The sequence below is a fragment of the Mesorhizobium sp. M1A.F.Ca.IN.022.06.1.1 genome (assembly GCF_003952605.1).
In the GTDB taxonomy this organism is placed as follows: domain Bacteria; phylum Pseudomonadota; class Alphaproteobacteria; order Rhizobiales; family Rhizobiaceae; genus Mesorhizobium.
In genome coordinates this window covers 4,326,287-4,352,686 of the sequence record NZ_CP034455.1, presented here as the reverse complement: position 1 = coordinate 4,352,686, position 26,400 = coordinate 4,326,287, and the positions used below count along the sequence as shown (strand labels likewise).

Below are 26,400 nucleotides of genomic sequence, written 5' to 3'. Positions count from 1 at the left end.
TCCAGCGCACTCGGCACCGAGGACGTGTTCGCCCGCGCCATCACTCTGGTTCAGTCGGTCACCCGCGCGTTCGCGGCCGACCGGCTGCCACGAGGGCAGTTGCTGAAATCCATGGTCGTGGCGAGCGAGGCGGGTTCACATCCGCCTATTTCGGCTCGGCGCTGCCGCGGCTCGGCCGGGAAGCGCTTCGGCGCGCGCGCTTCCGCCACGCGCATTGGCGTGTCGGCTATCGCTTTACCGATGCGCCGGGTGTCGCCGATACCGGCAAGCTCGGCACCGGCTGGTCGGTGCTGCCGGATCCGGGCGATCATTTCTATGCCGACCCGTTCCCCTTCTGGTGGCAGGGTCAGCCCTTCGTGTTCGTCGAGGACTATCCGCACGCGACCGGAAAGGCGGTCATTTCCGTTGTTCCGTTTGATGCGGATGGCGTTCCTGGCGAGCCTCGGGTCGTGCTGGAGGAGGCTCACCACCTCTCCTACCCGCAGGTATTCGAGCGCGACGGCGCAATCTGGATGCTGCCGGAGGCGAGCGCCGGCGGCAAGCTCACGCTCTACCGCGCCGCGGGCTTCCCGGACAGCTGGCTTGTCGAGACCGTGCTGGTCGAAGGCGAGATTTCCGATGCCACCTTGTTCGAGCATGAAGGCATGCTCTGGCTGTTCGCCACGGACCGTGACGGCCATGGAAGCACTTCCGACACGCTGGTGATTTTCTCCGCCCCCGCGCTTGCCGGTCCGTGGCGGCCGCATCCGGCGAACCCGGTCCTGATCGACCACCGCATGGCCCGCCCGGGCGGAGCCTTCGTGCGCAACCGCGACGGCCGCGTGCTTCTTCCGGTCCAGGACGGAACGCTGGGCTATGGCGGCGGGCTGGGCCTGTCGGAGTTGCTGGAGCTCAACCAGCAGACGGTGCGGCTGTCGCCGCCGCGGCCGATCGATGCGGCTGGCGACTTTCCTTATCCGAAAATCCACACACTCAATCGAGCCGGGCGCCTGGAAGTGATCGACGGGATCGCCGCCGTGCGCAAGCGGTCAGGCAAGCAGTAGCGCCTCGTAGCCCGCGCACATCCTGGCCGGCGAATACTTATCCCGCAGCCGCCGTCCCGCCTCCGAAAGCCTGGTCTTGGCTTCCGGCCGCGCAAACAGATCGCCAAGGCCCCTGGCCATGCCGGCAGCGTCGGCCTCGACGAAGAGTGCGGCGGGAGAGCCGTCCTCCGCGGTCAGCACCTCGCGCAAGACGTCGAGGTTGCTGGCCACAACCGGCAGCCCGGAAATGGCTGCTTCGACGCAGGCGAGGCCGAAGGTCTCCGTCATCGAGGCAAACGCATAGGCATCCCCGGCCGCGAGGAATTCGAAGATGCGCGTCGGCGGAACCTCGCCCACGAGATGCAGGCGGTCGGCAACGCCACGGCTTTCGGCAAAGGCGACGAGCGCTTCGCGCTCCGGCCCCGCGCCTGCCAGCGCGACATGGACGTCGGGCAGTCGATCGAGCGCGCCGACAAGCGCGATCTGGTTCTTCATCCGCGTCAGTCGGCCCGATGATACGGCCAGCCAAACGTCCTGCGGCAGGCCGAAGGCGGCGCGCGCCGCTGCCTTGTCGAATTCCTCGCCCGGCGCGGGTACGCCGTGATCGATGCGACGCATGCGCCGCCGATAGGAGCGCGGATAGCGATCGAACTGCGCTTGAGTCCAGCCGGAATTGACGACATTCGCCTGGTAAAGGCCGACCGTGCCCATCAGCTTGTCGATTTGGGAGAGCAGCCCCATGACGCCCATGCTTTGCGGGGCGCCGCTTTGGTTTGCGACGATGTGCCTGACGCCGGCCAGCCGGGCGCCGATCGTGCCGAAGATATTGCCATAGTGTTGGTAAGTGATGACTGCGTCGGGGCCTGCCGCGCGCAGATATCGAGCCAGGCCGACGGTCGCCCGGATCTGCCCGGGCATTCCGCGCGGTCTGTCCGTCAGGACGAAATCCACATTGGGATCGCGGTCATAGGCTTCGGTCTTGCGGTACATGAAGACGGTGCGCACCTCGTGCCCGCGCGCCCGCAAGCCCTCGCCCACCATGTCGGAGATGCGCTGCGCCCCCGCTGCTTCCGCCTGGGTCTGCACTTGGACGATCTTCACGTGCGCCCCTTCAGGAGGGCATGAGGCACCAGCCCGATCCTGTCCAGGGACAAGCCGAGGATCGATGGGTTGATGCCGATTCTGCGCCGGGCGATCAATACCCCGAAAGCCGTCCATGCGATGACGGTTCCGGCAATGCTGAGGGCCGCTCCTATGGACCCGAGGTAGTAAGTTGCCACGGCCGTCACGCAAAGTCCGACAACGTTGACGATGACCAGCACCTTGAAGAGCGCATGCTGCAGACCCGTCAACTGCAACAGGACTTCGATCGGGCCGCAAGCGGTGCCGAACGTCGCCCCGATGCCGAAGATGACGAGCGTCGCCCTCATGGTCGGCGTCGCATAGGCCGGATTGAAGATGGACAGGATGAAGTCGCCGAATATCCAGAAGGACGCCAGCACGCACAGCGCAATGGCCGAGCCGCCAAGCGCGGCGAGGCTGGTGATGCGCTGCACGTGAGCCCTGTCGCCGCTGTAGAATGCCGCCGATATCTGCGGCGCCAGCGCCTGGTTGATGCCGTTGAGGGCAAGGGTCACGAAGCGCGTGGTCCGGTCCGCCACGAAGATCGCGCCTGCCGCCTCTGGCCCCAGGATCATCGCCACGAGCAGGGTGCTGACCTGGCCGAGCGCGGGCGGCAGCGAGGTGACGCCCCACAGGCCAAGCGTCACCGTCTTGAATTCCTGCTTTTGCCCTTCCGTGAGACCACCGCGATCTGCCCGCGCCGTGTCGCGCAACAGCACAATTGTTTGCGGGACGACCGACAGGATGAGCAGCAGCGCCGTCAGATATGTCGCCGCGATCGCATCGATCTTCACTTGCATGAAGTGCAGCGCCGCAACGGCGGCGATTGTCGCCGCGCGCCAAATGATGTCCCGCGGCAGCAGGCCCGATATCAGCGCGTTCTTGGCCCGGAAGGCGCCCGAGGTAAACTCCGACCAGCCGAGCGAGAACGACAGCACCGCCGCCGCCACGCATAGCGGCAGCCATTCCGGCGTTCCCCTGCCGACGAAGGGCAGGAATCCCACCACGATGATGAGCAGGCTGGTGCCGACAAGCCCGGCCAGCGCCACGAGAATGGCGCGCGCCATCAGCCCGTGAGCCGAGCCGAGATCGCCCAGCCCGGCATATTGAGGCCAGAACCTGAGCACGGTGCTCTGCTGGCCCACCGAAGCGAAGAAGGAAACCAGGCTCGCGCCGGCATAGGTAGCGCTGTAAAGGCCGAACTCGCGTTCGTTCGTCACCATCGCCACGGCCACGAACATCAGGAAGGACAGGCCCGCGCTGGCAAGTTTGATGATGCCGGCCACGGCGCCGCTCTTGGCAAGCGCCGTGACCGACATGCGCATGTCGGTCGCCGGGCTGGCCCCTGCCCCGGGGGCGGCCTCGCGGTTCCCTTTATTGTCCTTCAACCTCGCCTCCTGAGACGATCGGCGATGGGCTACCCGCACCTACGACGACGCTCAAAACCCGATCCTGCATAAGCAAAATGCCGCAACCGCGCCAGCGCGAACGCTTCGCATGGTTACCGGCATCGCCAGCGCCGAGCGCATCGTCACGCCGCCAAGCTTAACGGATGGCTAACGATAATCCTTAATACTGTGGAGACGAGTGAGGTCGTGAAGTCGCGGCTCTCGACGAGGAAAATCGATGAAGCCAGCCAGTATCGACGAGCGCACTCTTACGCCGTTGTTCGACATAGGTGCAGTGTGGGCCATCCTTTGGGCGCGACGCGTGATAGTGCTTGCCATCGCCGGCGCGGCAGTGCTGCTGGCGCTCTCCTATCTTGCGGTGACCAAACCAAGCTATACCGCAACGGCCTCGATACTGATCGACCCCCGCGACACGCGCGCGACCAATTTCAACAACGTGCTTCCGGGGATCGGCTCCGACAGCGCCGCTATCGCCAGCCAAGTCTTCGTCATCCAGTCGCCAGACCTGCTCGGCGCCGTCTTCAAAAGCCAGAAGCTCGACAGCGATCCGGAATTCGCCGGCGGCGGCCTTGCTTCACGTCTGTTCGGAGCCGGCGCAAGCGCGCCGCAGGACGCCGCCTTCAAGCGCTTCCAGAGCAAGGTTTCTGTCGAGCGCGAAGGGCTGACCTACGTCATCAATGTCAGCTTCACGTCGCCGTCGCCGGAAAAGGCCGCGCGCATCGCCAATGCCATCGTCGATCAGTACCGGGCAGGCCTGGTGGGAGAACGCGAGAGCGCCAACAGCGACGTGAATACGCTGCTCACGGACAGGATCTCCGGCCTGCAAAAGGACGTCAGCGACGCCGAGCGGACGGTCGAAGACTTCAAGACGAAACACAATATCGTCAATTCGACGGACGGCGGCACGCTGCAGTCGCAGCTCGATCAGCTGACGACGCAGCTGATCGCCGCCCAGGGCGACGCTGACCAGGCCAAGGACCGCTACAATCAGGCGCTGGCTGCGGGCAGTTCGCCGGCCGGACTCGCCAAGCTTGCGGATATTCTTACCTCCACCTCGGCGATCAAATTGCGCGATGACTACAACCAGCGCGCCACCGAGCTTGCCAGCCTGCAAACGATGTACGGGCCGCGCCACCCGACCATCGGGCGGCTGCAGTCCGAGCTGGAGCGGTTGAAGCGGCTGATGTCCGCCGAGGCGGATCGCATAAGACAGCAGTTGAAGGCCAGCTATGATCTCGCTGTGCAGAATGTCGGCAAGCTGCAAGACAAGCTCGAAGCCCTGCGCCAACAGTCGACGAACTCGAACATCGCGCAGGTACAGCTGCGGCAGCTGGAATCGAAAGCCCAGGCGGCGCGCGCCGTGCTCGACGACTATCTCAAGCGGGCGCAGGAAACGTCGCAGATGCAGGGCGTGCAGACTTCCGAAGCGCGCAAGATCGGCGTGGCTTCGCCGCCTGTCCAGCCGACATGGCCGAAGCCGGTCCTGCTTCTCTTGGTGAGCGCCGTTCTGGGACTCCTCGCCGGATGCGGCCTCGCTCTGGCGCTTGGTCCGGTCTCGCAGCCGCAAGAGGACCCGCAGTCGCCGACGGCGGCCGTGCCGGAGCCGTTCGTGGACCGTAAGGACAGCGCGCCGGTCAGCCCCCGGCCATTGCCGATGCCAGCCAATTTCGGCGAGTACCGTCTGCCCGGCGTCGCCGGTGGGACCGCCTATTCAAACATCAAGGCGATCAGGAAACAGCTCTTCCAGACCGGAAACGAAACGCTGTCGCTCGCCGTCCTGAAGATCATGCGACAGATGGTCTTGCACCTGAACGACCACGGCAAACCGTTCGTCATCCTCGTGTCTTCGATCCACAGCAGTTTCGAGGCAAGGATTGCGGGCGCGATGCTGGGCATAGGCATGCAACGGGCCGATCAGAACGTGCTGATGGTGGAAATTGGCGATCGTCTGTCCAGCGCGACGACAGACGGCGCCGGATTGTTCATCGATGGCGCGACCGGTCTGCAGACGATCGTGTGCAGCTCAGTGGCGGAAAAAAGTCCTGGCGTTGCCGATCGCAACTCGTTCCGTGGCATTCTGGCCGAAGCCGGGAGCGCGTTCGATTTCGTGCTCGTGATCGCGCCCTCGCTCAATGAGAACGGCTGGAATCCGGAGCTCTTCGCCAAAGCCGATCTTGCGCTTCTGGCGCTCAGCCCCTCCGAGCAGCCTTCGGAAGCCGCCAGGCTCCTCGCGCAAAAATTCGGTGCCGGCCAGATCGGTCGCAGTGCCACCCTTGTCGTCGCGCCGGCTGACGCGCGGCCAGCCGCGGCGATCGACAGTCCGCGAGCGGCCGGCGAGCAGCGCCGCAGCGCCGCCGCCCGGGGCTAGACCGTGGAGGCGGTGCATCGATGACATCGCCGCCCAAGGTGTCGAGGCGACAGGCGCTGGCCTTTGCCGCCGGAGCCGTTGTCGCCGTCTCCCCTCCGCCGCAATCCGCTGCGCTCGCGACGGCCGGCCAAGTTCCGTCGCGCGGCTTCAACCTTCCCGGATGGCTCGACCGAAACGATGGGCTTGCTCCCGCCACGGCCACGCTTGAGAAGCTGCGGCAATCAGGCTTCGAAACGATCCGGCTGCCGGTCAACAGCGATCTCGTCTCCAGCGGCGACCCGGCAACGCTTCGCCGCATCCAGAACGGGATCAGGGATCTTGTCGGGCTGGGCTTTTCGGTCCTCCTCGACATGCATCCTTCTGGCGAGCTCGTAGCGGCTTTTCGAAACGATCCCGAGGCGGCTGCAGGAAGAGTGCTTCAGGCCTGGACGGCGTTGCGTGCCGTCGTTGCCGATCTGCCTGCGGAGTGGGTCTATCCCGAGCTGCTGAACGAGCCACCGATGGAACGGAGCGCCTGGCTGGCGCTGCGGGAACGGATCGCCGCGGCGCTGCGGGCGAAATGTCCGCGCCACACGCTGGTCTGGGGACCGGCACGGTTTCAGGGCATCTGGGAAATCGCCGACACGCCGCCGCTCGCCGACGACAACCAGATTGCCGCCGTTCACTATTACGCCCCCTTGGCCTTCACCCACCAGTGCGAGACCTGGGATGCCTCGCCGCTCGCCCGCATCGCGGACCTGCCCTTTCCCGCAAGCAAGGGAATGGCCCAGGTGAGCCGGCTTATCTCCAAACTGCGGTCGGCCGGCGACGAAGAAGCCGCCAACCTCGTTGAAGAGGAATTGTCGGCGCCTTGGACGGCCGCGCGGATCGGCTCCGATTTTGCCGATCTGGCGCGCTGGTCCACCACCAACGGCTGCCCGGTCATGCTGAACGAATTCGGTGTGCTCAACTTCTGCGTGGATGCCGAAAGCCGCGCCTCCTGGGTGCGCGCCGTGCGCAAGGCGGCTGAAGCGAACCATGTGGCATGGACCTATTGGGAGCTCGATCAGGGCTTCGGCTTCATCAGGAGCAGGCAGAGCGTCGAGGGCTTCGACGGCTCGATGATTGCCGCGCTCCTTGGAGGTTAGGCCGGAAATGGACGACAGGCGCCATCTACGCTTGCTGGGACAAGTGACGAGCGGAGCGGATCAGCGATGAGCACGACGCAGGTCTCTTCGCCCGTCAGACTGGGTTTGCCGGGCAGGGATACGCCCGAAACCTTGCTGCATGTCGGCACGGCCTTGCTTGTCGTTGCGCTCGCCGTCTCCGCATTTGCCGTGTGGACGCCGTTCGGGATTGCCGCAACATTCGTGCTGACGCTGATCGTTTCGAACGCGATGCCGGCGGGCGTTCCGGTGCTGATCATCTGCGCCTTTCTCTTTCAGAACCTCGTGGTCGCCTGGTTCACCCCCTACATTCCCGACAACGACACGTTCGACGCGCTGCGCGGCACCAACTTCATCATCCTGATGACAGCGTTCGGCATTTTCCTGGCCGCCTCATTTCAGTACCGCGTCCGCGCGCTGACCGAGTTGCGCCCGTGGCTGCTGCTGAGCATGGTCCTGTGCGGAACGATTTGTTTCTATTTCGCTCTCGGCGTCGTGCATGGCGACCCCAAGGACGCGGTCGTCTATTTCCGCAACACGATCACGCCGCTCGCCTGCTTCCACGTCGTGGTCCTCGCCGCCAGCCTTTATCCCGTCGATCTGCGCAAGAGCATGCTGTGGCTCGGCGCCGGCGCGATCGTCTATGGCTATGCGGAACTGACCTTCACCATGGATTTCCTCGGACTGTTCCACGGCGACCAATATGTCGAGCGCAGCATCTCGCGGCAGGTCGAGACCGGCGTGTGGGAAAAAACGCTTCAGGAAACCGGTTTCGTTTACCGTGGGATCGAAGACGTGATGACCACGACCTTCTTCAACACGCCCCTGTTCAACGACATCCTGCCAAGCGTCTTCCGCATCGGCGGCCCGAACTTCCATCCGATCAGCTATGCTTACGCCTTAAGCATCATTTCGGCCTGGCTGCTCTTCAAAGGACGATGGGTGCTGCCTCTCGCGGCTCTGCCGCTGCTGCTCGTCATCGGCTCCAAGGGCGCGACCTTCATGCTTTTCGTCGCAATTGCCGTGCGGCTGATCTACAGTCCCTCCCGCGCCGGTCTGGCGCTCATGGGCGCGATGGCCCTGGCCGTGGTCTGGACGACGGCGGCGATCGGATATGGCGCCACCCATGGCGACTATCACGTCCTCGGTCTGATTGCCGGCATGCGCGATTTCCTGGCCGATCCGCTCGGCCAGGGCTTGGGTCTCGGCGGCAACCTGTCGAGCACCAGCATCAATCTCAACTGGCAAACCGCCCAGGCCGAAGGCGCCGCCTCCGTGCCGGTCGAGAGCGCGGTCGGTGTCATGCTTTACCAGATGGGCGTGGGGAGCCTCGTCTTCTTCGGCTTCCTGGCGGCGCTGGCCGTGGCATTGCGACGGCAGCTTATCCAGACCGGCGACCCGGATTTCCTGTTCGGCTTTGTCGGCATCGTCACCATTTCGGCCAATGCCGTATTACAGGAGGAGGCTTTCTACTCCCCTCTTGCCCTCGCCTTCTGTCTGCTGCTCGTGGGCGTCTCGCTGGGAACACGCTGGCGCATGGCGGCAAGAGCCGAAGCGGCGGACTGACTTCGGATCGGCTGGGCTCCAGACCGGCTTCACGATTTCGTTCAGGAACCGAACAGCACCATTTCGGTGAACGTCAGGTCTCCCGGAGAAGGCGATTTCGGACCCTTGAAATACTTGATCCCCTTGTTCGGAAAATACCTGCCGGACAGACCGGGAACCGGGCCCATCGCATCGACGAGGCAAAGCAGCTGTCCGCGCCGCAGGAGAAAGCGGCCCACGACCCCGGCGCACCTGACCAGATCCGCGTGGGATCGGCAGTAGACGACCTGGCAGCACGACACGAGCCCATGCAATATCCGGCGCGGCTTCAGCACAAGCGGCAACGCCAGACCGTCGCAGACGCAGATCAGCGAAAGACAGCCCAACGCGGCGTGCTCGAGCAATATGTATCTTTCGTTGTCGGTGAGTTCAGCCATTTCGGCGAGGTCCGCATGGGCTTCCAACACCCGGTCCGGACGCGGCATACCATTCAGAATGGGCAAGAAGGCGATCTGTCCGCCGGAAAACAGGCGAAAACCGAAGGCTTTGTTGAGCCTCACTGTCCCGGGCGATGGAGAAATATTGGTGTAGACCACATCCTTGCGCAGGATAACCGTCGCGATCATCCGGCTGGCATAGGGCCGGAATTCCGCGTCCACGGACCAGCTCGAGAGATTGCAGCGGATTTCATCGCCTTCCAGGCTTCTGTGCTTGGCATAGAGCGTAAGCACCGCGCCGACGATCCGGCCCGACTTCTCCAGGACGAACCCATATCGCGGAAAATCGACGACCGCTGGCCGCTGCGCCAGGCGGGTCAGCGCTTCTATCCAATAGCTCCTGCTGCGCTCCGGAAACCCCCGGTGCAGGCAATCCGCCACGCCTCCCCAATCCCTCTCGTCGAAGGGCCGGCAACCGATACCGGGAGGGAATGCGCCGAGAACCGCCATAATCGACTCAAGAAAAAGGCACCAAATATGTCGAGGTCCGGGTTATCCTGACGATCGATTACTAACGAATTACACCGCTATCGAAGCTAATTTTATTGGCCGGATTTGACGGGATCGTGCAGTGCTCCTCCGCCTACAACTGATCGTCGCATTACCCTTAGGCGGGTTACAATTGTAGAATTGACCAAAACAATCATTGGTTTTGTATGATTCGGGCCGGTGGCGGTCCTTCCTGGCAGAAGCGCTCGCCATCCCGGCCGGCACAGCGGCGTTCGCCGTGACCCGGAAGTCCGCTGGCAACTGCCGGAAGTAGCCGCGCCTGGCGCTGTGCCTGCTGCATCCAAGGCAACTCCGAGTTCGATCGTGCAGGCAAAATTTCACCTGACCGGCTTGTGCGCAAATCTCATATGTGAATATAGTATTCACAAAAGAAGATTTGGAGGATCGATCGCGTCCGACTCCGGCTTGCCGGAGCGGTGCGGCCATTCTCCCGGAGCGGACGAACAGCGCAATGACCAGCTTCCCGCCCACCGTCGGCGTCGCTTCGACCTGCCCTGCCGACATGCCGCCCGATCACGCCTTGCTGCCGGTATGGAATGCCGAAAACTGGTTCTATGAAGATTGGCCAATCGGCCAGAAAATCCGCTCGCTCCGGCGCACTATGGCCGAAGGCGACAGCCATCTCTTCAACACCCTGGTGCTCGACATCCACCCTTATGTGCAGGACCAGATGTTCGCCGAGCGCGAAGGTATCTTCGGCAAGCGCCTCGTGGCGGGCGCGTTCGTTTTCTCGGCCGGGCTCGGTCTAGTCGCCACCAACTGCGTCAATGCCTTTTCCTACGGCTATGACAAGCTCCGCTTCATAAAGCCGGTCTTCATCGGCGACACCATCTATTCGATCCGCACCAACATGGAAAAGAAGCCCCGCTACAAGGAAATGGGGCTGATCCGCGCCAGCTATGAAGTGTTCAAGGGCGAAGGCGAGCTGGTGCTCTACTGCGAGCATCTGCAGACGGTGAAATACAAGGACCCGGCCGACTTCGCCGGCAAGACGGAGAAGCAATGATGGCCGCCGACCTGCCGCTGTCCGGCCTTGTCGTCGTCGACATGAGCCAGTTCCTGTCGGGACCTTACTGCTCGCTGAGGCTCCTCGACCTCGGTGCCCGCGTCATCAAGATCGAGCGGCCCGATGGTGGCGACCTGTCGCGCCGGCTCTATCTCAGCGACACCGAGATCGGTGGTGATTCCACCATCTTCCACGCCATCAACCGTGCCAAGGAAAGCTTTGCGGTCGATCTGAAGAACGAGGACGACCTTAAAGCGCTGCGCGGGCTGCTCGCCAAGGCCGACGTGCTGATCCAGAACTTCCGGCCCGGCGTCATCGAGCGGCTCGGCCTCGATTACGAGCATGTGCGGACGCTCAATCCGCGCCTGGTCTACGCCTCGATCAGCGGCTATGGCGAGGAAGGCCCGTGGGTAAAGCGTCCGGGTCAGGACCTGCTTGCCCAGGCGCGCTCCGGCGTCATGTGGCTGAACGGCGACGAAGATCAGGGTCCGGTGCCGTTCGGCCTGGCAATCGCCGACATGCTGGCCGGCGCCGCCTGTGCGCAAGGCATCCTTGCAGCACTGGTCCGGCGCGGCACCACCGGCGCGGGCGGCCATATCGAGACCAGCCTCTTCGAAGCGCTGATCGACCTCCAGTTCGAGGTGCTGACGACGCATCTCAATGACGGCCGGCGGCTGCCGCGCCGTTCGTCGTTCCATAGCGCCCACGCCTATCTGGCGGCGCCCTACGGAGTCTATCCGGCCAAGGACGGCTTCCTGGCGATCGCCATGACGCCGATCCCGAAGCTCGCCGACCTGCTCGAGATCGAGGCGCTGGCGCCCTATCGCGACCAGCCGGCGACCTGGTTCACGGCGCGCGACGAGATCAAGGCGATCATCGCGCAGCGCATCGCGCAGAAGTCGGTCGACGAATGGCTGGCGATCCTCGAGCCCGCCGACATCTGGTGCGCGAAGGTGCTGAACTGGAAAGAGGTGCTGGAAAGCGACGGCTTCAAGGCGCTCGACCTGCTGCAGACCGTGACGCGCGAGGACGGTGTTTCGATCGACACCACCCGGTCACCGCTCAGGATCGACGGCATGCGTGCCAAAGTCGAGCATGCGGCGCCGCGCGTCGGCGAGCACAGCGCAAAAATCCGCAAGGAGTTCGGCCTGTGACGACACTCAAGGGCATGACCTGGAACCATCCGCGCGGCTATGATCCGATGGTCGCCTGCTCCCGGCTTTGGCGGGAAAAGACCGGAGTCTCTATCGAGTGGGAGAAGCGCTCGCTGCAGGACTTCGAGTCCTTCTCTGTCGAAGAACTCGCCCGCGCCTACGACCTGATCGTCATCGATCATCCGCATGTCGGCCAGATCACCGCCGAGAAGTGCCTGGCCCCGCTCGACGTGCCCGGCCGCGAGGCGGAGCGCGAAGCGCTGGCGAAGGCAAGCGTCGGCCGGTCCTATCCGAGCTACACTTGGCAGGACCGGCAATGGGCCTTTCCGATCGACGCCGCGACGCAGGTGCAGGCCTGGCGACCCGATTTGATAGACGCCGCGCCGAAGATCTGGACCGAAGTGCTGGAGCTTGCCCAGCGTAGCCGCGTGCTCTTGCCGCTCAGGCCGCCGCACTCGCTGATGTGCTTCTTCACGCTTGCCGCCGATCTCGGCCGGCCATGTGCAGTCGAAAGCCCGAGCGATCTGATCGATCCCGATACCGGCGAGACCGTCTTCGAAATGCTGCGTGAGATCGCGGCACTCCTCGATCCCGAGTGCCTGACGATGGATCCGATTGCGGTGTTCGAAAAGATGGCCGAGGCCGGCTCGCGCATCGCCTGCGCGCCGCTGATCTATGGCTACGTGCCCTATGCCACTGCAGGCTTCCGGCCGAACCGGCTCTTCTTTTGCGACATGCCGACTGTGGGCGGCAACGGCCCGGTCGGCTCCGCGCTCGGCGGCACCGGCATCGCCGTCTCCGCCTTTTCCGCTGCCGGCGAGGAAGCGATCGACTTCGCCTACTGGATCGCCAGCGGCGACGTGCAGCGCGGCCTCTATGCCGCCGCCGGCGGCCAGCCCGGCCATGCCGCCGCCTGGGAGGACGAAGCCGTGAATGTCGCGACGGGCGACTTCTACCGCGGCACGCGGGCGACGCTGGAAGGCGCCTGGGTGCGCCCGCGCCACGACGGCTACATGGCGTTTCAGCAGGCGGCGTCCGATCGCCTCAATGAGGGTCTTGCCGGCCGGCAGGACGCCCCCCGCGTCGTCGCCGACATCAATCGCCTGTTCCGGCAGAGCTTCGCGGCGCCCCGCTAATACAGTCGGGCATCGGCCTTGCGGCTCACAGCCGCCAGAGCTTCTTCGCGTTGCCGGAGAGCAGTTTCGCGCGCTCGGTTTCGCTCGCCCCGGCAAGGAGCGCGTGCGTCGCCGCTACCCAGCCGAGCAGCCCGCCACCGAGCGTGCAGACCGGCCAGTCGCTGCCCCACACGACGCGATCCCAGCCGAAGCTGCCGATCGTGTGCTCGACATAAGGCCGCAGGGTCTCGACGGTCCAGCTCGCCGGATCGGCATAGGCGACGACGCCGGAGATCTTGCCGACGACATTGGGGCGCCGGGCGATCTCGGCGATCTGCTCGCGCCAGGGATGCTCGGCCTTGCCCTGGATGTCGGGCACGCCGCAATGATCGAGAACGAATTGCACGTCAGGCGCCAGATCGACCAGCGCGATCGCTTGGCTCATCTGTCGCGGCAGGACGCAAAGATCGAAGGTCAGCCCGCTGCCGGCGATGCGCCCGACGTTCTCGCGGAACAGGGCGCCCTCGGAGACGTCGTCGGGCACGACATGCAGCACGCGGCGGAATCCTTTGACAAATGGATCGGCCTTCACCTTGTCCAGCCAGGCGGCGAAGCCAGGTTCTTCCGGCCGGCACGACACGATCGCGCCCCGCACCAGGCTGCCCGGCTTCTTCGACAGTCCTTCGACAAGGGCTGTCTCAGCCGCGATATCTGCCGGGTGGACGTCGACCTCCATATGGAGCGCCAATTCTATGCCCGCGCGGCGCGCCTCGGTGGCGTATTCGTCGTGGGAAAAATCGCGGTCGAGGGCCGGCACGCCGGACAGCCAGGGATAGCGTAGCGCCGCCCTGTCGATGAGATGCAGGTGGGTATCGACGATCATGGCTTCCTCCCTTGTCGCGCTATCCACGTGGCCCGAATTGCGCAGCGGCTTTTGCGCAAACGACATGCTTCAGACATGGACTCGATCATCTCACCTGAGAATTCGCCATTCAAATAAGAATTATTCCTTTGACCTGACATCCGACCCGGCGAGTTGCGACAGGCGGGCCGCTGCTGCCTGGAGCAGCGTGATGGTCCTGGTGATATCGGGCGCTGCCGGCGCGTTGACCAGAGTGATATAGGGTATGGTGAGCGCGGCGATGCCGTGCCCGTCGGAACCGAGCACCGGCGCCGACAGATTGTAGACGCCGGCCGTCTGCAACGAAGCCATCATCTCGTAGCCACGATCGCGCACCTGGTCGAGGCGTGCGAAGAAGTCGGGCGACAACTTCATCTCCTCGTTGCTGCGCAAATGCTCGGCGATCATCATCTCGCGCTCTTCCGGCGAGCGGAAGGCCAGCAGCACATGTCCCGAGCCGGTGTCGAACAGGCTGATATGCGAGCCGACGCGGATCGAGATGCCCCAGTATCGCGGCGCTTCCTGCTGGGCAATGACCACGGCGCTGCCGCGGTCGAACACGACGAGCTGGTTTGCCTGCCAGGAGGTCTCGGCCAGCTCGCGCATGATCGAGGTGGCGTAGGAGACCAGCCTGCGCACCGGTGCATGCAGCTGGCCAAGCCCGAACAGCCTCAGCGTCAGCGAATAGCGGTCGCCGTCTGGCCGGGTGACGTAGCCGCGTTTCACCAGACGGTCGAGCATCCGGTAAAATTCGTTGGGGCTGCGGTCGAGCCGCTTGGCGATCTCGGCCTGGGTCAGGCCGCCATCGACGCTGGCGAGCAGTTCCAGAATGTCCAGCCCCTTGTCCAGTGCCGGCGCGCGATAGCGGTCTTCCTCGTCGTCCTGCACCCGGTGCCCTCTGGTGAATTGTGATCTTCATATACGCAAGACAGCCTTCATAGGGAAGAAGTTTCGGCTTGACGACGTATGAATAATTTGTTTGCATATGAATGAAGCATGGAGCTTCAGCCACGACGGCCTACGGCCGTTCCAGGGAGGATATTCATGAACAGACTGCTTTCCGGCGTCGCCGCCGGCGCATTGCTCATGGCATCGGGTGCGGTCTTGGCTGCCGACCTGCCGGGCAAGTTCACCGGCGTCACGATCGACGCCAAGCTGATCGGCGGCCAGCAATACGAAAAACTCTACGCGCGCATCGGCGAGTGGGAGAAAGCGACCGGCGCCAAGGTCAACGTCGTCTCCAAGAAGAACCACTTCGATCTCGACAAGGAGATCAAGTCGGACATCGCCTCCAACTCGATCACCTGGTGCGTCGGCTCCAACCACACTTCGTTCGCGCCGCAATATCCGGGCATCTACACCGACCTCGCTAAGCTGCTGCCGAAGGAGGAGATCGACGCTTTCGTCCCGGCCAACATCGCCGCCGGCACGCTCGACGGCAAGCTGGTGATGCTGCCGCGCGCGCAGTTCGACGTATCGGCGCTCTACTACCAGAAGAGCCTCTACCAGGACGAAGCCAAGAAGAAGGCCTACAAGGAGAAATACGGCGAGGAGCTCGCCCCGCCGGACACCTTCGACGAGATGGCCCAGCAGGCGGAATTCTTCGCCAGCCCGCCCGACTTCTACGGCACGCAATATGCCGGCAAGGAAGAGGCGATCAACGGCCGCTTCTACGAGATGCTGATCGCCGACGGCGGCGAATATCTCGACAAGGACGGCAAGCCGGCCTTCAACTCCGAGGCCGGCGTCAAGGCGCTCGACTGGTTCGTCAAGCTCTACAAGGCCAAGGCTGTGCCCGCCGGCACGACCAACTATTTGTGGGATGATCTCGGCCAGGGGTTCGCGTCCGGCACGGTGGCGCTCAACCTCGACTGGCCGGGCTGGGCTGGCTTCTTCAACGACCCGAAGTCGTCCAAGGTCGCCGGCAATGTCGGCATCAAGGTGCAGCCGAAAGGCTCGTCCGGCAAGCGCTCGGGCTGGTCCGGCGCGCATGGCTTCTCGGTGACCGAAAACTGCGCCAACAAGGAGGCCGCCGCCTCGCTCGTCTGGTGGCTGACCAACGAGGACAGTCAGAAGCTGGAAGCCGCGGCCGGCCCGCTGCCCACCCGCACCAAGGTGTGGGAATGGGACCTCGAGCAGGCCAAGTCCGATCCTTACAAAACCGAAGTGCTGCAGGCATTCCAGGAAGCCGCCAAGAACGCCTTCCCGGTGCCGCAGACGCCGGAATGGATCGAGATCTCCAACGCGGTCTATCCCGAACTTCAGGCCGCCATCCTCGGCGACAAGACCTCCAAGCAGGCGCTCGACGACGCTGCCGACAAGGCGACGCAGATCCTCGAGGACGCCGGCAAGCTCTAAGGACTATCCTCCCAGCGGCGCCGGTCTTCGCGACCGGCGCCGCTTTGACCGAGGCGGCCGCCCTGCGATTGGATCGCCGGCCGTGCAAACAATTTTGGGACTTTGCATGAGGGCCAAGCGGCTTTCCGCGCCAACGCTTCTTCTGCTGCCGGCCGTGCTCGTTCTGGCGGCGGTGGTGGTCGTGCCGCTCTGCCTGTCATTCTATTCGAGCTTCACGCCGTTCAGGCTGACGCGGCCGGAAACCTTCTTCACCTTCATCGGCCTGCGCAACTATCGCAACATTCTGTCCGACGCGAATTTCTGGTGGGCCTTCGGCCGCACCGTGCTCCTGCTCACCATCGCGCTCAATCTCGAAATGCTGCTCGGTCTCGGCCTCGCGTTGCTGGTCGAGAAGGCGAGCCGCGGCCAGCGGCTGCTGCGCACCATCATGATGTTCCCGATGATGTTCTCGCCGATCCTGGTCGGCTTCCAGTTCAAGTTCATGTTCAACGACAACATCGGCTTGGTGAACAACGCGCTGCAGTCGCTAGGCATCACGCGGGACGCCATCCCCTGGCTGATCGAAGGCCATCTCGCCTTCATCGCCATTTCGATCGCCGAGATCTGGTCGTCGACCTCGATCTTCGCGATCCTGATCCTCGCCGGCCTGCTCGCCATGCCGAAGGAGCCGGTCGAAGCGGCGCGCGTCGACGGCTGCACGCCGTGGCAAACCTTCCGCTATGTGACCTGGCCCTTCATCATGCCCTTCGCCTATATCGCCATGACCATCCGCTCGCTCGACGTTGCGCGCGCCTACGACATCGTCAAGATCATGACCGATGGCGGCCCAGCCGGCCGCACGGAACTGTTGTGGACGCTGGTCGCGCGCACCGCCTACAGTGACGCGCGCATGGGCGTGGCCAATGCGATGGCCTACTTCTCGATCCTGCTGTCGATCGTCTTCACCGTCTATTTCTTTAAGAAGCTCGCCGCGGCACGGACCCAGATCGGCGCGGAGTGGTGAGGATGGACGCCAACGCATCCGCCCGCCTGAAGCGCCGCGCCGGCGTCGTCGCCCACCGCGTCGGCCTGTTCCTCGCCATGCTTTTGATCTGTCTGCCCGGCATCTGGATCGTGCTGTCCTCGCTGCGGCCGACGGTCGAGATCCTTGCCAAGCCGCCGGTCTGGATCCCGCAGCAGGTCTCGCTCGATGCCTACGTCGCCATGTTCAGCGGTGTCGGCAAGGGCGGCATTCCCGTCTTCGACTATTTCCGCAATTCCCTGATCATCTCGGTGACCTCGACCGTCATTGCCATCGCGATCGGCATGGCCGGCGGCTACGCTTTCGCGCGCTACCGGTTTCGTGGCAAGTCGGCGATGTTCCTCGGCCTTATGCTGACCCGCACCGTGCCTGGCATCGCGCTGTCGCTGCCGCTGTTTTTCGTCTATGCGCGGCTCGACATCATCGACACGCATTTCGGCCTGATCCTCGCCTATGTCGCGCTCAATGTGCCGTTCACCATCTGGCTGATCGACGGCTTCTTCCGCCAGGTGCCGAAGGATCTCGCCGAGGCCGCGCAAATCGACGGCTGCACGCGCTGGCAGGCCTTCTGGCAGGTCGAGTTTCCACTCGCCGGGCCTGGCATCGCGTCGGCCGGCATCTTCGCCTTCCTTACCTCCTGGAACGAATTCGCGCTCGCCTCGCAGCTGACGCGCTCGATCAATTCCAAGACGCTCCCCGTCGGGCTGCTCGACTACACCGCCGAATTCACCATCGACTGGCGCGGCATGTGCGCGCTGGCGGTGGTGATGATCATCCCGGCGCTGCTCCTTACCTTCATCGTCCAGAAACACCTCGTCGGGGGCCTGACTTCCGGCGCGGTGAAAGGTTGATCCGATGGCGATTGTCTCGCTCAAGAAACTGACCAAGCGTTACGGCAACATGGAGATCGTGCACGGCATCGATCTCGATGTCGCCGACCGTGAATTCATCGCGCTGGTCGGGCCGTCCGGCTGCGGCAAGTCGACCACGCTACGCATGATCGCCGGGCTGGAAGACATCTCCGGCGGCACGATCGAGATCGGCGACCGCATCGTCAACGATCTGCCGCCGCGTTCGCGCAACATCTCGATGGTATTCCAATCCTACGCGCTTTATCCGCACATGACGGTGCGCGAAAATCTCGGCTTCTCGCTGAAGATCGCCGGCGCGCCCAAGGAAGAGATGGACCGTCGCGTCGCCGAGGCCTCGGCCATTCTCGGCCTCGACGCGCTGCTCGAGCGCCGCCCCTCCCAGCTTTCCGGCGGCCAACGCCAGCGCGTCGCCATGGGCCGCGCCATCGTGCGCGATCCGGACGTTTTCCTGTTCGACGAGCCGCTCAGCAATCTCGACGCCAAGCTGCGCACGCAGATGCGCACCGAGATCAAGAAGCTGCACGCCAAGGTGAAGTCCACGGTCATCTACGTCACCCACGACCAGGTCGAGGCAATGACGCTCGCCGACCGCATCGTCATCATGCGGGACGGCAACATCGAGCAGGTCGGCACGCCGGAGGAGGTCTTCCAGCGACCGGCGACACGCTTCGTGGCGGGCTTCATCGGCTCGCCCCCGATGAACCTGCAGGAGGCGACCGTGGCCGACGGTAAGATCGTCTTTTCCGGCGGACAGAGCCTGCCGCTGCCCGGCCGCTTCAAGGCCAAGGTGAACGCCGGCGACAAGGTAGTGTTCGGCCTGCGTCCCGACGACCTCTACCCCGTGGGCCACGGCCTGCATTCGGGCGATGCCGCTGACGTCCACGAGATCGAGCTGCCGGTGACGGTGACCGAGCCGCTCGGCAACGAGACGCTGGTGTTCGCCGAATTCGACCGCCGCGACTGGGTTTCGCGGATGCTGAACCCGAGGCCATTGCGGGCGGGCGATCGTGTAGCGATGAGCTTCGACCTGTCGCAGGCGCATCTCTTTTCCGCGGAAACCGGCAAATCCTTGAGGGCCTGACGATGGCGAAGATCGAGAAAGTCGAGCTTGCAATGGTCGATCTGGTGCCGAAGGTGAAGCGCACCGACGCCATCCAGAGTTTCGTCAGCCAGGAGACGCCGATCGTCACCATCACCGACGTCGACGGGGCGGTCGGCATGGGCTACAGCTACACGATCGGCACCGGCGGCTCTTCGGTGATGCGGCTTCTGGCCGACCACCTCGCGCCGCGCCTGATCGGTGAGGATGCCGACCGGATCGAGGCCATCTGGCACGATCTCGAATTCGCCACGCACGCCACCACCATCGGCGCCATCACGGCCATCGCGCTCGCCGCCATCGACACTGCGCTCTGGGACCTTCGGGCGAAGAAGCAGAAGCTGCCGCTCTGGAAGCTTGCCGGCGGCGCCAAGGACCGCTGTCCGCTTTACACCACCGAAGGCGGCTGGCTGCACATCGAGACTGACGCGCTTGTCGAAGATGCGCTGGCCGCCAAGGCGAAAGGCTTCACCGGCTCGAAGGTCAAGATCGGCAAGCCGCACGGCGCCGAGGATTTTGCCCGGTTGTCGGCCGTGCGCAAAGCGGTCGGCGACGGCTATGAGATCATGACCGACTGCAACCAGGGTTTTACCGTCGACGAAGCCATCCGGCGCGCCGAGCGGCTGCGCGATCTCGATCTCGCCTGGATGGAGGAACCGCTGCCGGCCGACGACATAGACGGCCATGTGCGGCTATCGAATTCGACGGCGACGCCTATCGCCGTCGGCGAGTCGCTCTATTCGATCCGCCATTTCCGCGAATATATGCAGAAGGGCGGCTGCAGCATCGTCCAGGTCGATGTCGGCCGCATCGGCGGCATCACGCCCTGGCTGAAGGTGGCGCATATGGCGGAAGCCTTCGACATGCCGATCTGCCCGCATTTCCTGATGGAACTGCATGTCAGCCTGGCCTGCGCGGTGCCGAACGGCAAATATGTGGAATATATTCCGCAGCTGGATGAGTTGACGGGCAAGAAGATGGTGATCGAAAACGGCCACGCGCTGGCGCCGGACGAGCCGGGCCTCGGCATCGACTGGGATTTCGATGCGATCAGGGCCCTGAGCATCGCCGAATTCAGCGTCACCGTCACGGAACGGAGGAACTGAGTATGCAGCGAATGGGCATGGTGCTTGGCCTGAAGCCGGAAAAGGTCGAGGAATATGTGCGCCTGCACGCCGCCGTCTGGCCGGACGTGCTCGAGATGATCGCCGCCTGCAACATCAAGAACTACTCGATCTACCTCAAGCGGCCGGAGAACCTGCTGTTCTCCTATTTCGAGTATCACGGCACCGACTATGCCGCCGACATGGCCAAGATGGCCGCCGATCCGAAGACCCAGGAATGGTGGTCGGTCTGCATGCCATGCCAGGAACCCTTGCCGACAAGGCAGGAGGGCGAGTGGTGGGCGACGATGGATGAAGTCTTCCACCATGACTGATGCCTTCGATCCCGCCTCGCTGGCGCAATCCTGGCCGATGCCTGCAAAGCCGCGTCCGATCGTCACCTTCGGCGCCGGCTCGATCGTTGGCGATGCGCATTTCCCGGCCTATCGCAAGGCTGGTTTTCCAGTGGTGGGTCTCTACGATCCGGACCAGGCCAAGGCTCGGAAACTGGCCGAACAATGGGGCGTGACGGCATTCGGCTCGGTGGACGAAGCGGCTGCCGTCAAGGATGCGATCTTCGATCTCGCAACGCCGCCCGGCCGGCACGCCGAGGTGCTGAAGGCCCTGCCCGACGACGCGGTCGCATTGATCCAGAAGCCGATGGGCAACTACCTTGGCGAGGCAACCGAGATCCTTGAAATCTGTCGCGCCAAGAAGCTCAAGGCTGCGGCGAATTTCCAGCTTCGCTTCGCGCCGATGATGCTGGCGCTGAAGGACGCGATCGCCAAGGGCTGGCTTGGCGAGGTCGTCGACTTCGATGCCTGGCTGGCGCTCGCAACGCCGTGGCAGCTCTGGGAATTCCTGCTCGCGGCGCCGCGTGTCGAGATCGCCATGCATTCGATCCACTATCTCGACCTGATCCGGCAGCTTCTCGGCGACCCGAAGGGCGTGCATGCCAAGACGCTCGGCCATCCCAATCACAAGGTCGCGCAGACCCGGACAAGCGCCATCCTCGACTATGGCGACACGGTGCGCTGCGCGCTCTCGATCAATCACGATCATAAGTTCGGACGGCGGCATCAGGCCTGCGAGTTCCGTATCTGCGGCACCGAGGGCGCCGCCTACGTCAAGCTTGGCCTCAATCTCGACTATCCGCGCGGTGAGCCCGACGTGCTGGAAATCCACCCTAAAGGCGGCTCCGATTGGGTCGGCGTGCCGCTCACCGGCGAATGGTTCCCCGACGCCTTTGTCGGGCGCATGGCCAATGTGCAGCGCTTCGCCTCCGGGGAAGACAAAGAGCTGGTCAGCTCCGTCGAAGATGCCTGGAACACCATGGCACTGGTGGAAGCCGCCTATCGTTCGAGCGCCGCGCCGGCGACGCCGCTCACCGCAAAACCGTAAGGAACGGCATGGAACAGGTCACCTATTTCGACGACTACGAGATCGGCTCGTCGCGGCTGACCAGCGGCCGCACCATCACCGAGACCGACTTTGTCGTCCATGCCGGCCACACCGGCGATTTCTTTCCGCATCACATGGACGCCGAGTTCATGAAGACGACGCCCTTCGGCCAACGCATCGCGCATGGCACGCTGGTGTTCTCGGTCGGCGTCGGCCTGACCGCGAGCGTCATCAACCCGGTCGCCTTCTCCTACGGTTATGACAGGCTGCGCTTCATCAGGCCGGTCTTCATCGGCGACACGATCCGCACGCGCACGACGATCGCCGCGAAGGAAGACGATCCGAAGCGGCCGGCCTCCGGGCGCGTCATCGAACGCGTCGAGGTTTTGAACCAGCGCGACGAAGTCGTGCTGGCCGCCGATCACATCTATATCGTCGAGCGGCGCCCCCGGCTCGGCTGAAGATGGAGACACAACATGGCTGATCTGACAGGCAAGGTGGTGGTCGTAACGGCCGCTGCGCAAGGCATCGGTCGGGCTAGCGCGTTGGCTTTCGCCAAGGCTGGCGCGAACGTCCACGCCACCGACATCAATGAAGCGGCGCTGGCCGATCTCGGCGGCCACAAAGGCATCGTCAGTCGCAAGCTCGACGTGCTGAACGACGACGCCGTGAAGGCCGCCTTCGCCGAAATCGGCCGCGTCGATGTGCTTTTCAACTGCGCCGGCTTCGTCCACTCCGGCTCGATCCTGGAGATGAAGGACGAGGACCTCGACTTTGCCTTCAACCTCAATGTGCGCGCCATGATCCGCACTATCCGCGCCGTGCTGCCCGGCATGCTGGAGCGCGGCGATGGTTCGATCATCAACATGGGATCGGTCGCCGGCGCCCCGAAAGGCGTGCCCAACCGCTTCGCCTATGGCGTGACCAAGGCGGCCGTGATCGGGCTGACCAAGTCGATCGCCGCCGACTATGTCGGCATAGGCATTCGCTGCAACGCGATCTGCCCCGGCACGGTGGAGAGCCCCTCGCTCGAAAGCCGCATGCGGGCGCAAGGCGACTATGAGGCCGCCCGTGCCGCCTTCATCGCCCGCCAGCCAATGGGAAGGTTGGGCACGGCGGAGGAGATCGCCGACCTTGCCGTCTATCTCGCCGGCGCCACCTATACCACCGGGCAGGCCTATAATATCGACGGCGGCTGGTCGATCTGATGAGGCACCGAGCATGACCCGCATTACCGATCTTCGCGTCTTCGATCTGCGCTTCCCGACGTCGCAGAGCCTCGACGGGTCGGACGCGATGAATCCGGACCCCGATTATTCGGCCGCCTATGTCATCCTCGACACCGATAGCGAGGGGCTTAGCGGCCACGGGCTCACCTTCACCATCGGCCGCGGCAACGAGATCTGCTGCGCGGCGATCGAGGCACTGCGCCATCTCGTCGTCGGGATCGACCTCGACTGGGTGAAGCACGATCCCGGCCGCTTCTGGCACCACGTGACCGGCGACAGCCAATTGCGCTGGATCGGCCCGGACAAGGGCGCCATGCACCTCGCCGTCGGCGCGGTTGTCAATGCGGTCTGGGATCTTTGGGCCAAGGAAGCCGGCAAGCCGGTCTGGCGCCTTGTCGCCGAGATGAGCCCGGAAGAGATCGTGCGCATCGTCGACTTCCGCTATCTCACCGATGCGATCACGCCGGCCGAAGCGCTGGAGATCCTGAGGAAGGCCGAGGCCGGCAAGGCCGAGCGCATCGCCAGCCTCGAGCGCGAAGGCTATGCCTGCTATACCACATCGGCCGGCTGGCTCGGCTATCCCGACGACAAGCTGAGGCGCCTCTGCCAGGAAGCAGTCGAGGAGGGGTTCAATCACATCAAGCTGAAGGTCGGCCGCGATCGCGCCGACGACATCCGCCGCCTCAGGATCGCCCGCGAGGTGATCGGTCCGGACCGTTACCTGATGATCGACGCCAATCAGGTCTGGGAGGTCGACCAGGCGATCGACTGGCTGCGCCATCTTGCCTTCGCCAAGCCCTTCTTCATTGAGGAGCCGACCAGCCCGGACGATGTCGCCGGCCATGCCAAGATCCGCAAGGCGGTGGCGCCGATCAAGGTTGCGACCGGCGAGATGTGCCAGAACCGCATCATGTTCAAGCAGTTCATCGCCGGCGGCGCGATCGACGTCGTGCAGATCGATTCCTGCCGCATGGGCGGCCTGAACGAGGTGCTGGCCGTGCTTTTGATCGCCGCCAAGTTCGGCTTGCCGGTCTGGCCGCATGCCGGCGGCGTCGGCCTGTGCGAATATGTCCAGCATCTGTCGATGATCGACTATATCGCGGTGTCGGGCACCAAGGATGGACGGGTGATCGAGTATGTCGATCACCTGCACGAGCATTTCCTCGAGCCCTGTGTCATTGAGAATGCGGCCTACATGCCGCCGACGGCGCCGGGCTTCTCGATCGAGATGAAGCCGGACTCGATTGCCGCCTACCTATTCCACAGTTGAATGCGAGCCGTAACGCAGGTGGCCTTGGCGGCGTTACGGCGTCGCTTCTACCTGGCGCGCTTCAGTCAACCTCGACGGCAAGCACCGCGACACAATCGCCGGCCTTGACCAGGCCGGGGAAATGGCGCGCGGCCAGGAGCCCTGACATCCTGGCCTTGATCTCCTGGGGCGCGGTGCCGGTGCGACCGGTCGAATGGATGCGCGCCACGACCTGGCCTTCCTCCACCTTCTCGCCGAGATCGATCATGGTCTCGATCATGCCCTCGTCCTCGGCAAACGCAAAGCAGTCCCCCGAGGGCATGTCGAGCCATTGAGTTCGATTTTTCTCGATAGCACCATCAACGATGCCGGCATGGCGAAGCACATTGAGGATGCCACGGCGAGCGATGCGCACCGTCTCGGCCCGGGCCGTGCCGCCACCGCCGAGCTCGGTGGTGACGAAGACCTTGCCCATCTGCTCGGCCGCGGTGTCATACATGCCAACGGTATCGATCTCGGTCATGCGCATCGAGAACGGAGCCGCGAAGGCCTCGACCGCGGCGAAGGCCTTTTCCTCCTGCTCCTTGTCCAGCAGCGTATGCGCGGCGCAGAACGGCACGAAGTCCAGCGTCTTTCCGCCGGAGTGGAAGTCGAACACGATGTCCGCCCGCGGCAACAATTCGCGCTGGAAATAGTCGGCGATCTTTTCCGTCACGCTACCGTCCGGCCGGCCAGGAAAGCTGCGGTTCATGTTGCCCTTGTCGATCGGCGAGGTGCGGCTGCCGGCGCGGAACGCCGGATAGTTCATCGCCGGCACGATGATGACGGTACCGGTGACATCCTTCGGGTCGAGCGTGCGGGCGAGCTCGTAGAGCGCCAGCGGGCCTTCATATTCGTCGCCGTGATTTCCCCCGGTGAGCAGCGCCGTCTGCCCCTTGCCGTTACGGACGACACAGATCGGAATCATCACCGACCCCCAGGCGGAATCGTCGCGGCTGTAGGGCAGGCGCAGGAAGCCGTGCTGGACACCGTCGCGCTCGAAATCGACCGTCGGCGTGATCGGCGATGGAGGCAGAGCTGACATCGGGCTCAATCCTTGACGAACAGCTTGCGCGGCACATTGGCCAGGCACTCGACGCCGGTCTCGGTGATCAGGATCGACTCGGTGATCTCAAGTCCCATTGTCTCGAGCCATAGACCCGTCATGAAATGGAAGGTCATACCGGGCTTGAGCAGGGTGCGATCGCCGGGGCGCAGGCTCATCGTGCGCTCGCCCCAATCCGGCGGATAGGAAAGACCGATCGAGTAGCCGGTGCGGTTGTCCTTGACGATGCCGTACTTCTTCAGCACGGCGAAGAAGGCATTGGCGATGTCCTCGCAGGCATTGCCCGGCTTGGCGGCGGCAAGGCCCGCCTCCATGCCCTCGAGCGTCGCCTTCTCGGCGTCGAGGAAGGCCTGCGTCGGCTTGCCGAGGAAGACGGTGCGCGACAGCGGGCAGTGGTAGCGGTTGTAGCAGCCAGCGATCTCGAAGAAGGTGCCCTCGCCCACCTTCATCGGCTGGTCGTCCCAGGTGAGATGCGGCGCCGAGGCGTCGGCGCCCGATGGCAAGAGCGGCACGATCGCCGGATAGTCGCCACCGATGCCCTCAACGCCGCGCGTGCCGGCATCATAGATCTCGGCGACCAGATCGCATTTGCGCATGCCGACCTCGATCTTGTCGACGATACGCTGATGCATGGCCTCGACGATGCGGGCGGCCTTGCGCATATAGTCGATCTCGGTCGGGCTCTTCACGGCGCGCCGCCAGTTGACCAGAGCGGTGGCGTCGACGAAGCGGGCGTTGGGCAGGTGCTTCTGCAGCGAGGCGAAGGCCGCCGCCGAGAACCAATAGTTGTCCATCTCGACGCCGATGGTCAGCTTGTCCCAGCGGCGATCGGCAAGCACGCTGGCGAGATAGTCCATCGGGTGCCGCTCGGTCGACTGCACGTAGTGGTCGGCGTAGCCAATGATGTTGTCATGCGCGAGATAGGCGGTGCGCTTGGCGCCGTTGGCGTCCTGGCCGCGGCCATACCAGACCGGCTCGCCCGAAGGCGGCACGATGACCGCCTGATGCACATAGAAGGACCAGCCGTCATAGCCGGTCAGCCAGGCCATGTTGGAGGGATCGCTGACGATCAGCAGATCGACCCGCTTGGCCTCCATGGCTTTCCGCGTCTTGGCAAGGCGATCGGCAAATTCGCTTCGCGAGAATTTCAGGTTTGGCTGCATTTTGTT

At 64.1% G+C, this 26,400-nt stretch carries 25 protein-coding genes; 17 read left to right on the top strand and 8 right to left on the bottom strand.

Annotation, left to right across the window (positions count from 1 at the left end; translation table 11 throughout):
* Positions 1-50 precede the first annotated feature (50 nt).
* A complete protein-coding gene (locus EJ078_RS20640; protein ID WP_208720799.1) occupies positions 51-467 on the bottom strand; it encodes a hypothetical protein in 417 nt (138 codons plus the stop codon).
* On the opposite strand from EJ078_RS20640, the gene EJ078_RS20635 reads away from it, so the two are divergent.
* Positions 450-1,043 carry a hypothetical protein gene (locus tag EJ078_RS20635; protein WP_208720798.1) on the top strand — a complete coding sequence of 198 codons (594 nt, stop codon included), beginning with the start codon at positions 450-452 and terminating at the stop codon, positions 1,041-1,043. The two genes, EJ078_RS20640 and EJ078_RS20635, sit on opposite strands and share 18 nt — an antisense overlap.
* Here EJ078_RS20635 and EJ078_RS20630 read toward each other — a convergent pair.
* Both EJ078_RS20630 and EJ078_RS20625 read right to left on the bottom strand, forming a co-directional pair.
* A complete protein-coding gene (locus EJ078_RS20630) occupies positions 1,029-2,123 on the bottom strand; it encodes a glycosyltransferase family 4 protein (protein ID WP_208720797.1) in 1,095 nt (364 codons plus the stop codon). The genes EJ078_RS20635 and EJ078_RS20630 overlap by 15 nt on opposite strands.
* Positions 2,120-3,532, bottom strand: coding sequence for a lipopolysaccharide biosynthesis protein (locus EJ078_RS20625; protein ID WP_127215208.1), 1,413 nt, complete (start codon positions 3,530-3,532; stop codon positions 2,120-2,122). Before EJ078_RS20625 ends, EJ078_RS20630 begins: the two co-directional genes overlap by 4 nt.
* Before the next feature lie 238 nt (positions 3,533-3,770).
* Between EJ078_RS20625 and EJ078_RS20620 the strand changes: the two genes are divergently transcribed.
* The 3 genes from EJ078_RS20620 (at position 3,771) to EJ078_RS20610 (ending at position 8,632) form a co-directional block, all read left to right on the top strand.
* The gene (locus EJ078_RS20620) at positions 3,771-5,921 is read left to right on the top strand and encodes a GumC family protein (RefSeq protein WP_127215207.1); all 2,151 of its coding nucleotides are present in this window, start codon (positions 3,771-3,773) and stop codon (positions 5,919-5,921) included.
* 20 nt (positions 5,922-5,941) lie between these two features.
* The gene (locus tag EJ078_RS20615; protein ID WP_095823347.1) at positions 5,942-7,048 is read left to right on the top strand and encodes a cellulase family glycosylhydrolase; all 1,107 of its coding nucleotides are present in this window, start codon (positions 5,942-5,944) and stop codon (positions 7,046-7,048) included.
* A gap of 66 nt (positions 7,049-7,114) precedes the next feature.
* Positions 7,115-8,632, top strand: a complete 1,518-nt coding sequence (locus EJ078_RS20610) for a hypothetical protein (protein WP_127215206.1) — start codon at positions 7,115-7,117, stop codon at positions 8,630-8,632.
* Positions 8,633-8,673: 41 nt separating this feature from the next.
* Here EJ078_RS20610 and EJ078_RS20605 read toward each other — a convergent pair whose 3' ends face one another.
* On the bottom strand, positions 8,674-9,558 hold the full coding sequence (locus EJ078_RS20605) for a hypothetical protein (RefSeq protein WP_245322265.1): 885 nt from the start codon (positions 9,556-9,558) through the stop codon (positions 8,674-8,676).
* A 511-nt stretch (positions 9,559-10,069) separates the two neighbouring features.
* On the opposite strand from EJ078_RS20605, the gene EJ078_RS20600 reads away from it, so the two are divergent.
* From EJ078_RS20600 to EJ078_RS20590, 3 genes are read left to right on the top strand one after another with little or no spacing between them, the layout of a single operon-like run.
* Positions 10,070-10,624, top strand: coding sequence for a MaoC family dehydratase (locus EJ078_RS20600; RefSeq protein WP_127215205.1), 555 nt, complete (start codon positions 10,070-10,072; stop codon positions 10,622-10,624).
* Positions 10,621-11,778 (top strand): CaiB/BaiF CoA-transferase family protein, encoded by a 1,158-nt coding sequence (locus EJ078_RS20595; RefSeq protein ID WP_127215204.1) that lies wholly within the window; start codon positions 10,621-10,623, stop codon positions 11,776-11,778. Before EJ078_RS20600 ends, EJ078_RS20595 begins: the two co-directional genes overlap by 4 nt.
* A gap of 14 nt (positions 11,779-11,792) precedes the next feature.
* A complete protein-coding gene (locus tag EJ078_RS20590; RefSeq protein ID WP_127847417.1) occupies positions 11,793-12,914 on the top strand; it encodes an extracellular solute-binding protein in 1,122 nt (373 codons plus the stop codon).
* 25 nt (positions 12,915-12,939) lie between these two features.
* On the opposite strand, the gene EJ078_RS20585 is transcribed toward EJ078_RS20590, so the two are convergent.
* Positions 12,940-13,776, bottom strand: coding sequence for an amidohydrolase (locus EJ078_RS20585; RefSeq protein WP_127217259.1), 837 nt, complete (start codon positions 13,774-13,776; stop codon positions 12,940-12,942).
* 120 nt (positions 13,777-13,896) lie between these two features.
* The gene (locus EJ078_RS20580) at positions 13,897-14,682 is read right to left on the bottom strand and encodes an IclR family transcriptional regulator (RefSeq protein WP_127217258.1); all 786 of its coding nucleotides are present in this window, start codon (positions 14,680-14,682) and stop codon (positions 13,897-13,899) included.
* A gap of 156 nt (positions 14,683-14,838) precedes the next feature.
* On the opposite strand from EJ078_RS20580, the gene EJ078_RS20575 reads away from it, so the two are divergent.
* The 10 genes from EJ078_RS20575 to EJ078_RS20530 all read left to right on the top strand — a co-directional run bounded on the left by EJ078_RS20575 (position 14,839) and on the right by EJ078_RS20530 (position 24,147).
* Entirely contained in the window at positions 14,839-16,152 is a 1,314-nt protein-coding gene (locus tag EJ078_RS20575) for an extracellular solute-binding protein (protein ID WP_095800398.1), read from the top strand.
* Positions 16,153-16,258: 106 nt separating this feature from the next.
* Positions 16,259-17,155, top strand: a complete 897-nt coding sequence (locus EJ078_RS20570) for a sugar ABC transporter permease (RefSeq protein ID WP_095800399.1) — start codon at positions 16,259-16,261, stop codon at positions 17,153-17,155.
* 2 nt (positions 17,156-17,157) lie between these two features.
* Positions 17,158-18,024 (top strand): carbohydrate ABC transporter permease, encoded by an 867-nt coding sequence (locus EJ078_RS20565; RefSeq protein ID WP_095800400.1) that lies wholly within the window; start codon positions 17,158-17,160, stop codon positions 18,022-18,024.
* A gap of 4 nt (positions 18,025-18,028) precedes the next feature.
* Entirely contained in the window at positions 18,029-19,126 is a 1,098-nt protein-coding gene (ugpC, locus tag EJ078_RS20560; RefSeq protein WP_128294491.1) for a sn-glycerol-3-phosphate ABC transporter ATP-binding protein UgpC, read from the top strand.
* Positions 19,127-19,128: 2 nt separating this feature from the next.
* Complete coding sequence (locus tag EJ078_RS20555) at positions 19,129-20,250, top strand: mandelate racemase/muconate lactonizing enzyme family protein (protein WP_127215508.1); 1,122 nt, start codon at positions 19,129-19,131, stop codon at positions 20,248-20,250.
* 2 nt (positions 20,251-20,252) lie between these two features.
* Entirely contained in the window at positions 20,253-20,582 is a 330-nt protein-coding gene (locus EJ078_RS20550; RefSeq protein ID WP_095800403.1) for an L-rhamnose mutarotase, read from the top strand.
* A complete protein-coding gene (locus EJ078_RS20545) occupies positions 20,575-21,648 on the top strand; it encodes a Gfo/Idh/MocA family oxidoreductase (RefSeq protein WP_127215515.1) in 1,074 nt (357 codons plus the stop codon). Before EJ078_RS20550 ends, EJ078_RS20545 begins: the two co-directional genes overlap by 8 nt.
* A gap of 8 nt (positions 21,649-21,656) precedes the next feature.
* Positions 21,657-22,109, top strand: a complete 453-nt coding sequence (locus EJ078_RS20540) for a MaoC/PaaZ C-terminal domain-containing protein (protein ID WP_067326205.1) — start codon at positions 21,657-21,659, stop codon at positions 22,107-22,109.
* 15 nt (positions 22,110-22,124) lie between these two features.
* Entirely contained in the window at positions 22,125-22,856 is a 732-nt protein-coding gene (locus EJ078_RS20535; RefSeq protein WP_208720796.1) for an SDR family oxidoreductase, read from the top strand.
* Between the two features lie 13 nt (positions 22,857-22,869).
* The gene (locus tag EJ078_RS20530) at positions 22,870-24,147 is read left to right on the top strand and encodes an L-fuconate dehydratase (protein WP_208720795.1); all 1,278 of its coding nucleotides are present in this window, start codon (positions 22,870-22,872) and stop codon (positions 24,145-24,147) included.
* 61 nt (positions 24,148-24,208) lie between these two features.
* On the opposite strand, the gene doeB is transcribed toward EJ078_RS20530, so the two are convergent.
* Together doeB and doeA are read right to left on the bottom strand one after the other, a co-directional pair.
* The gene (gene doeB, locus EJ078_RS20525) at positions 24,209-25,210 is read right to left on the bottom strand and encodes a N(2)-acetyl-L-2,4-diaminobutanoate deacetylase DoeB (protein ID WP_127215511.1); all 1,002 of its coding nucleotides are present in this window, start codon (positions 25,208-25,210) and stop codon (positions 24,209-24,211) included.
* Between the two features lie 5 nt (positions 25,211-25,215).
* Positions 25,216-26,394 carry an ectoine hydrolase DoeA gene (doeA, locus tag EJ078_RS20520; protein ID WP_127215512.1) on the bottom strand — a complete coding sequence of 393 codons (1,179 nt, stop codon included), beginning with the start codon at positions 26,392-26,394 and terminating at the stop codon, positions 25,216-25,218.
* Positions 26,395-26,400: the final 6 nt, after the last annotated feature.

What these genes read in the sequence shown, in the direction of transcription:
- EJ078_RS20550 (WP_095800403.1), top strand. Translation starts at nt 20,253, where the DNA reads ATGCAGCGAATGGGCATGGTGCTTGGCCTGAAGCCGGAAAAGGTCGAG.
- EJ078_RS20575 (WP_095800398.1), top strand. Translation starts at nt 14,839, where the DNA reads ATGAACAGACTGCTTTCCGGCGTCGCCGCCGGCGCATTGCTCATGGCA.
- EJ078_RS20605 (WP_245322265.1), bottom strand. Translation starts at nt 9,558, where the DNA reads ATGGCGGTTCTCGGCGCATTCCCTCCCGGTATCGGTTGCCGGCCCTTC.
- EJ078_RS20565 (WP_095800400.1), top strand. Translation starts at nt 17,158, where the DNA reads ATGGACGCCAACGCATCCGCCCGCCTGAAGCGCCGCGCCGGCGTCGTC.
- EJ078_RS20615 (WP_095823347.1), top strand. Translation starts at nt 5,942, where the DNA reads ATGACATCGCCGCCCAAGGTGTCGAGGCGACAGGCGCTGGCCTTTGCC.
- EJ078_RS20610 (WP_127215206.1), top strand. Translation starts at nt 7,115, where the DNA reads ATGAGCACGACGCAGGTCTCTTCGCCCGTCAGACTGGGTTTGCCGGGC.
- EJ078_RS20555 (WP_127215508.1), top strand. Translation starts at nt 19,129, where the DNA reads ATGGCGAAGATCGAGAAAGTCGAGCTTGCAATGGTCGATCTGGTGCCG.
- EJ078_RS20590 (WP_127847417.1), top strand. Translation starts at nt 11,793, where the DNA reads ATGACCTGGAACCATCCGCGCGGCTATGATCCGATGGTCGCCTGCTCC.
- doeB (WP_127215511.1), bottom strand. Translation starts at nt 25,210, where the DNA reads ATGTCAGCTCTGCCTCCATCGCCGATCACGCCGACGGTCGATTTCGAG.
- EJ078_RS20540 (WP_067326205.1), top strand. Translation starts at nt 21,657, where the DNA reads ATGGAACAGGTCACCTATTTCGACGACTACGAGATCGGCTCGTCGCGG.
- EJ078_RS20535 (WP_208720796.1), top strand. Translation starts at nt 22,125, where the DNA reads ATGGCTGATCTGACAGGCAAGGTGGTGGTCGTAACGGCCGCTGCGCAA.
- EJ078_RS20530 (WP_208720795.1), top strand. Translation starts at nt 22,870, where the DNA reads ATGACCCGCATTACCGATCTTCGCGTCTTCGATCTGCGCTTCCCGACG.
- EJ078_RS20545 (WP_127215515.1), top strand. Translation starts at nt 20,575, where the DNA reads ATGACTGATGCCTTCGATCCCGCCTCGCTGGCGCAATCCTGGCCGATG.
- EJ078_RS20570 (WP_095800399.1), top strand. Translation starts at nt 16,259, where the DNA reads ATGAGGGCCAAGCGGCTTTCCGCGCCAACGCTTCTTCTGCTGCCGGCC.
- EJ078_RS20585 (WP_127217259.1), bottom strand. Translation starts at nt 13,776, where the DNA reads ATGATCGTCGATACCCACCTGCATCTCATCGACAGGGCGGCGCTACGC.
- EJ078_RS20600 (WP_127215205.1), top strand. Translation starts at nt 10,070, where the DNA reads ATGACCAGCTTCCCGCCCACCGTCGGCGTCGCTTCGACCTGCCCTGCC.
- EJ078_RS20595 (WP_127215204.1), top strand. Translation starts at nt 10,621, where the DNA reads ATGATGGCCGCCGACCTGCCGCTGTCCGGCCTTGTCGTCGTCGACATG.
- EJ078_RS20620 (WP_127215207.1), top strand. Translation starts at nt 3,771, where the DNA reads ATGAAGCCAGCCAGTATCGACGAGCGCACTCTTACGCCGTTGTTCGAC.
- doeA (WP_127215512.1), bottom strand. Translation starts at nt 26,394, where the DNA reads ATGCAGCCAAACCTGAAATTCTCGCGAAGCGAATTTGCCGATCGCCTT.
- ugpC (WP_128294491.1), top strand. Translation starts at nt 18,029, where the DNA reads ATGGCGATTGTCTCGCTCAAGAAACTGACCAAGCGTTACGGCAACATG.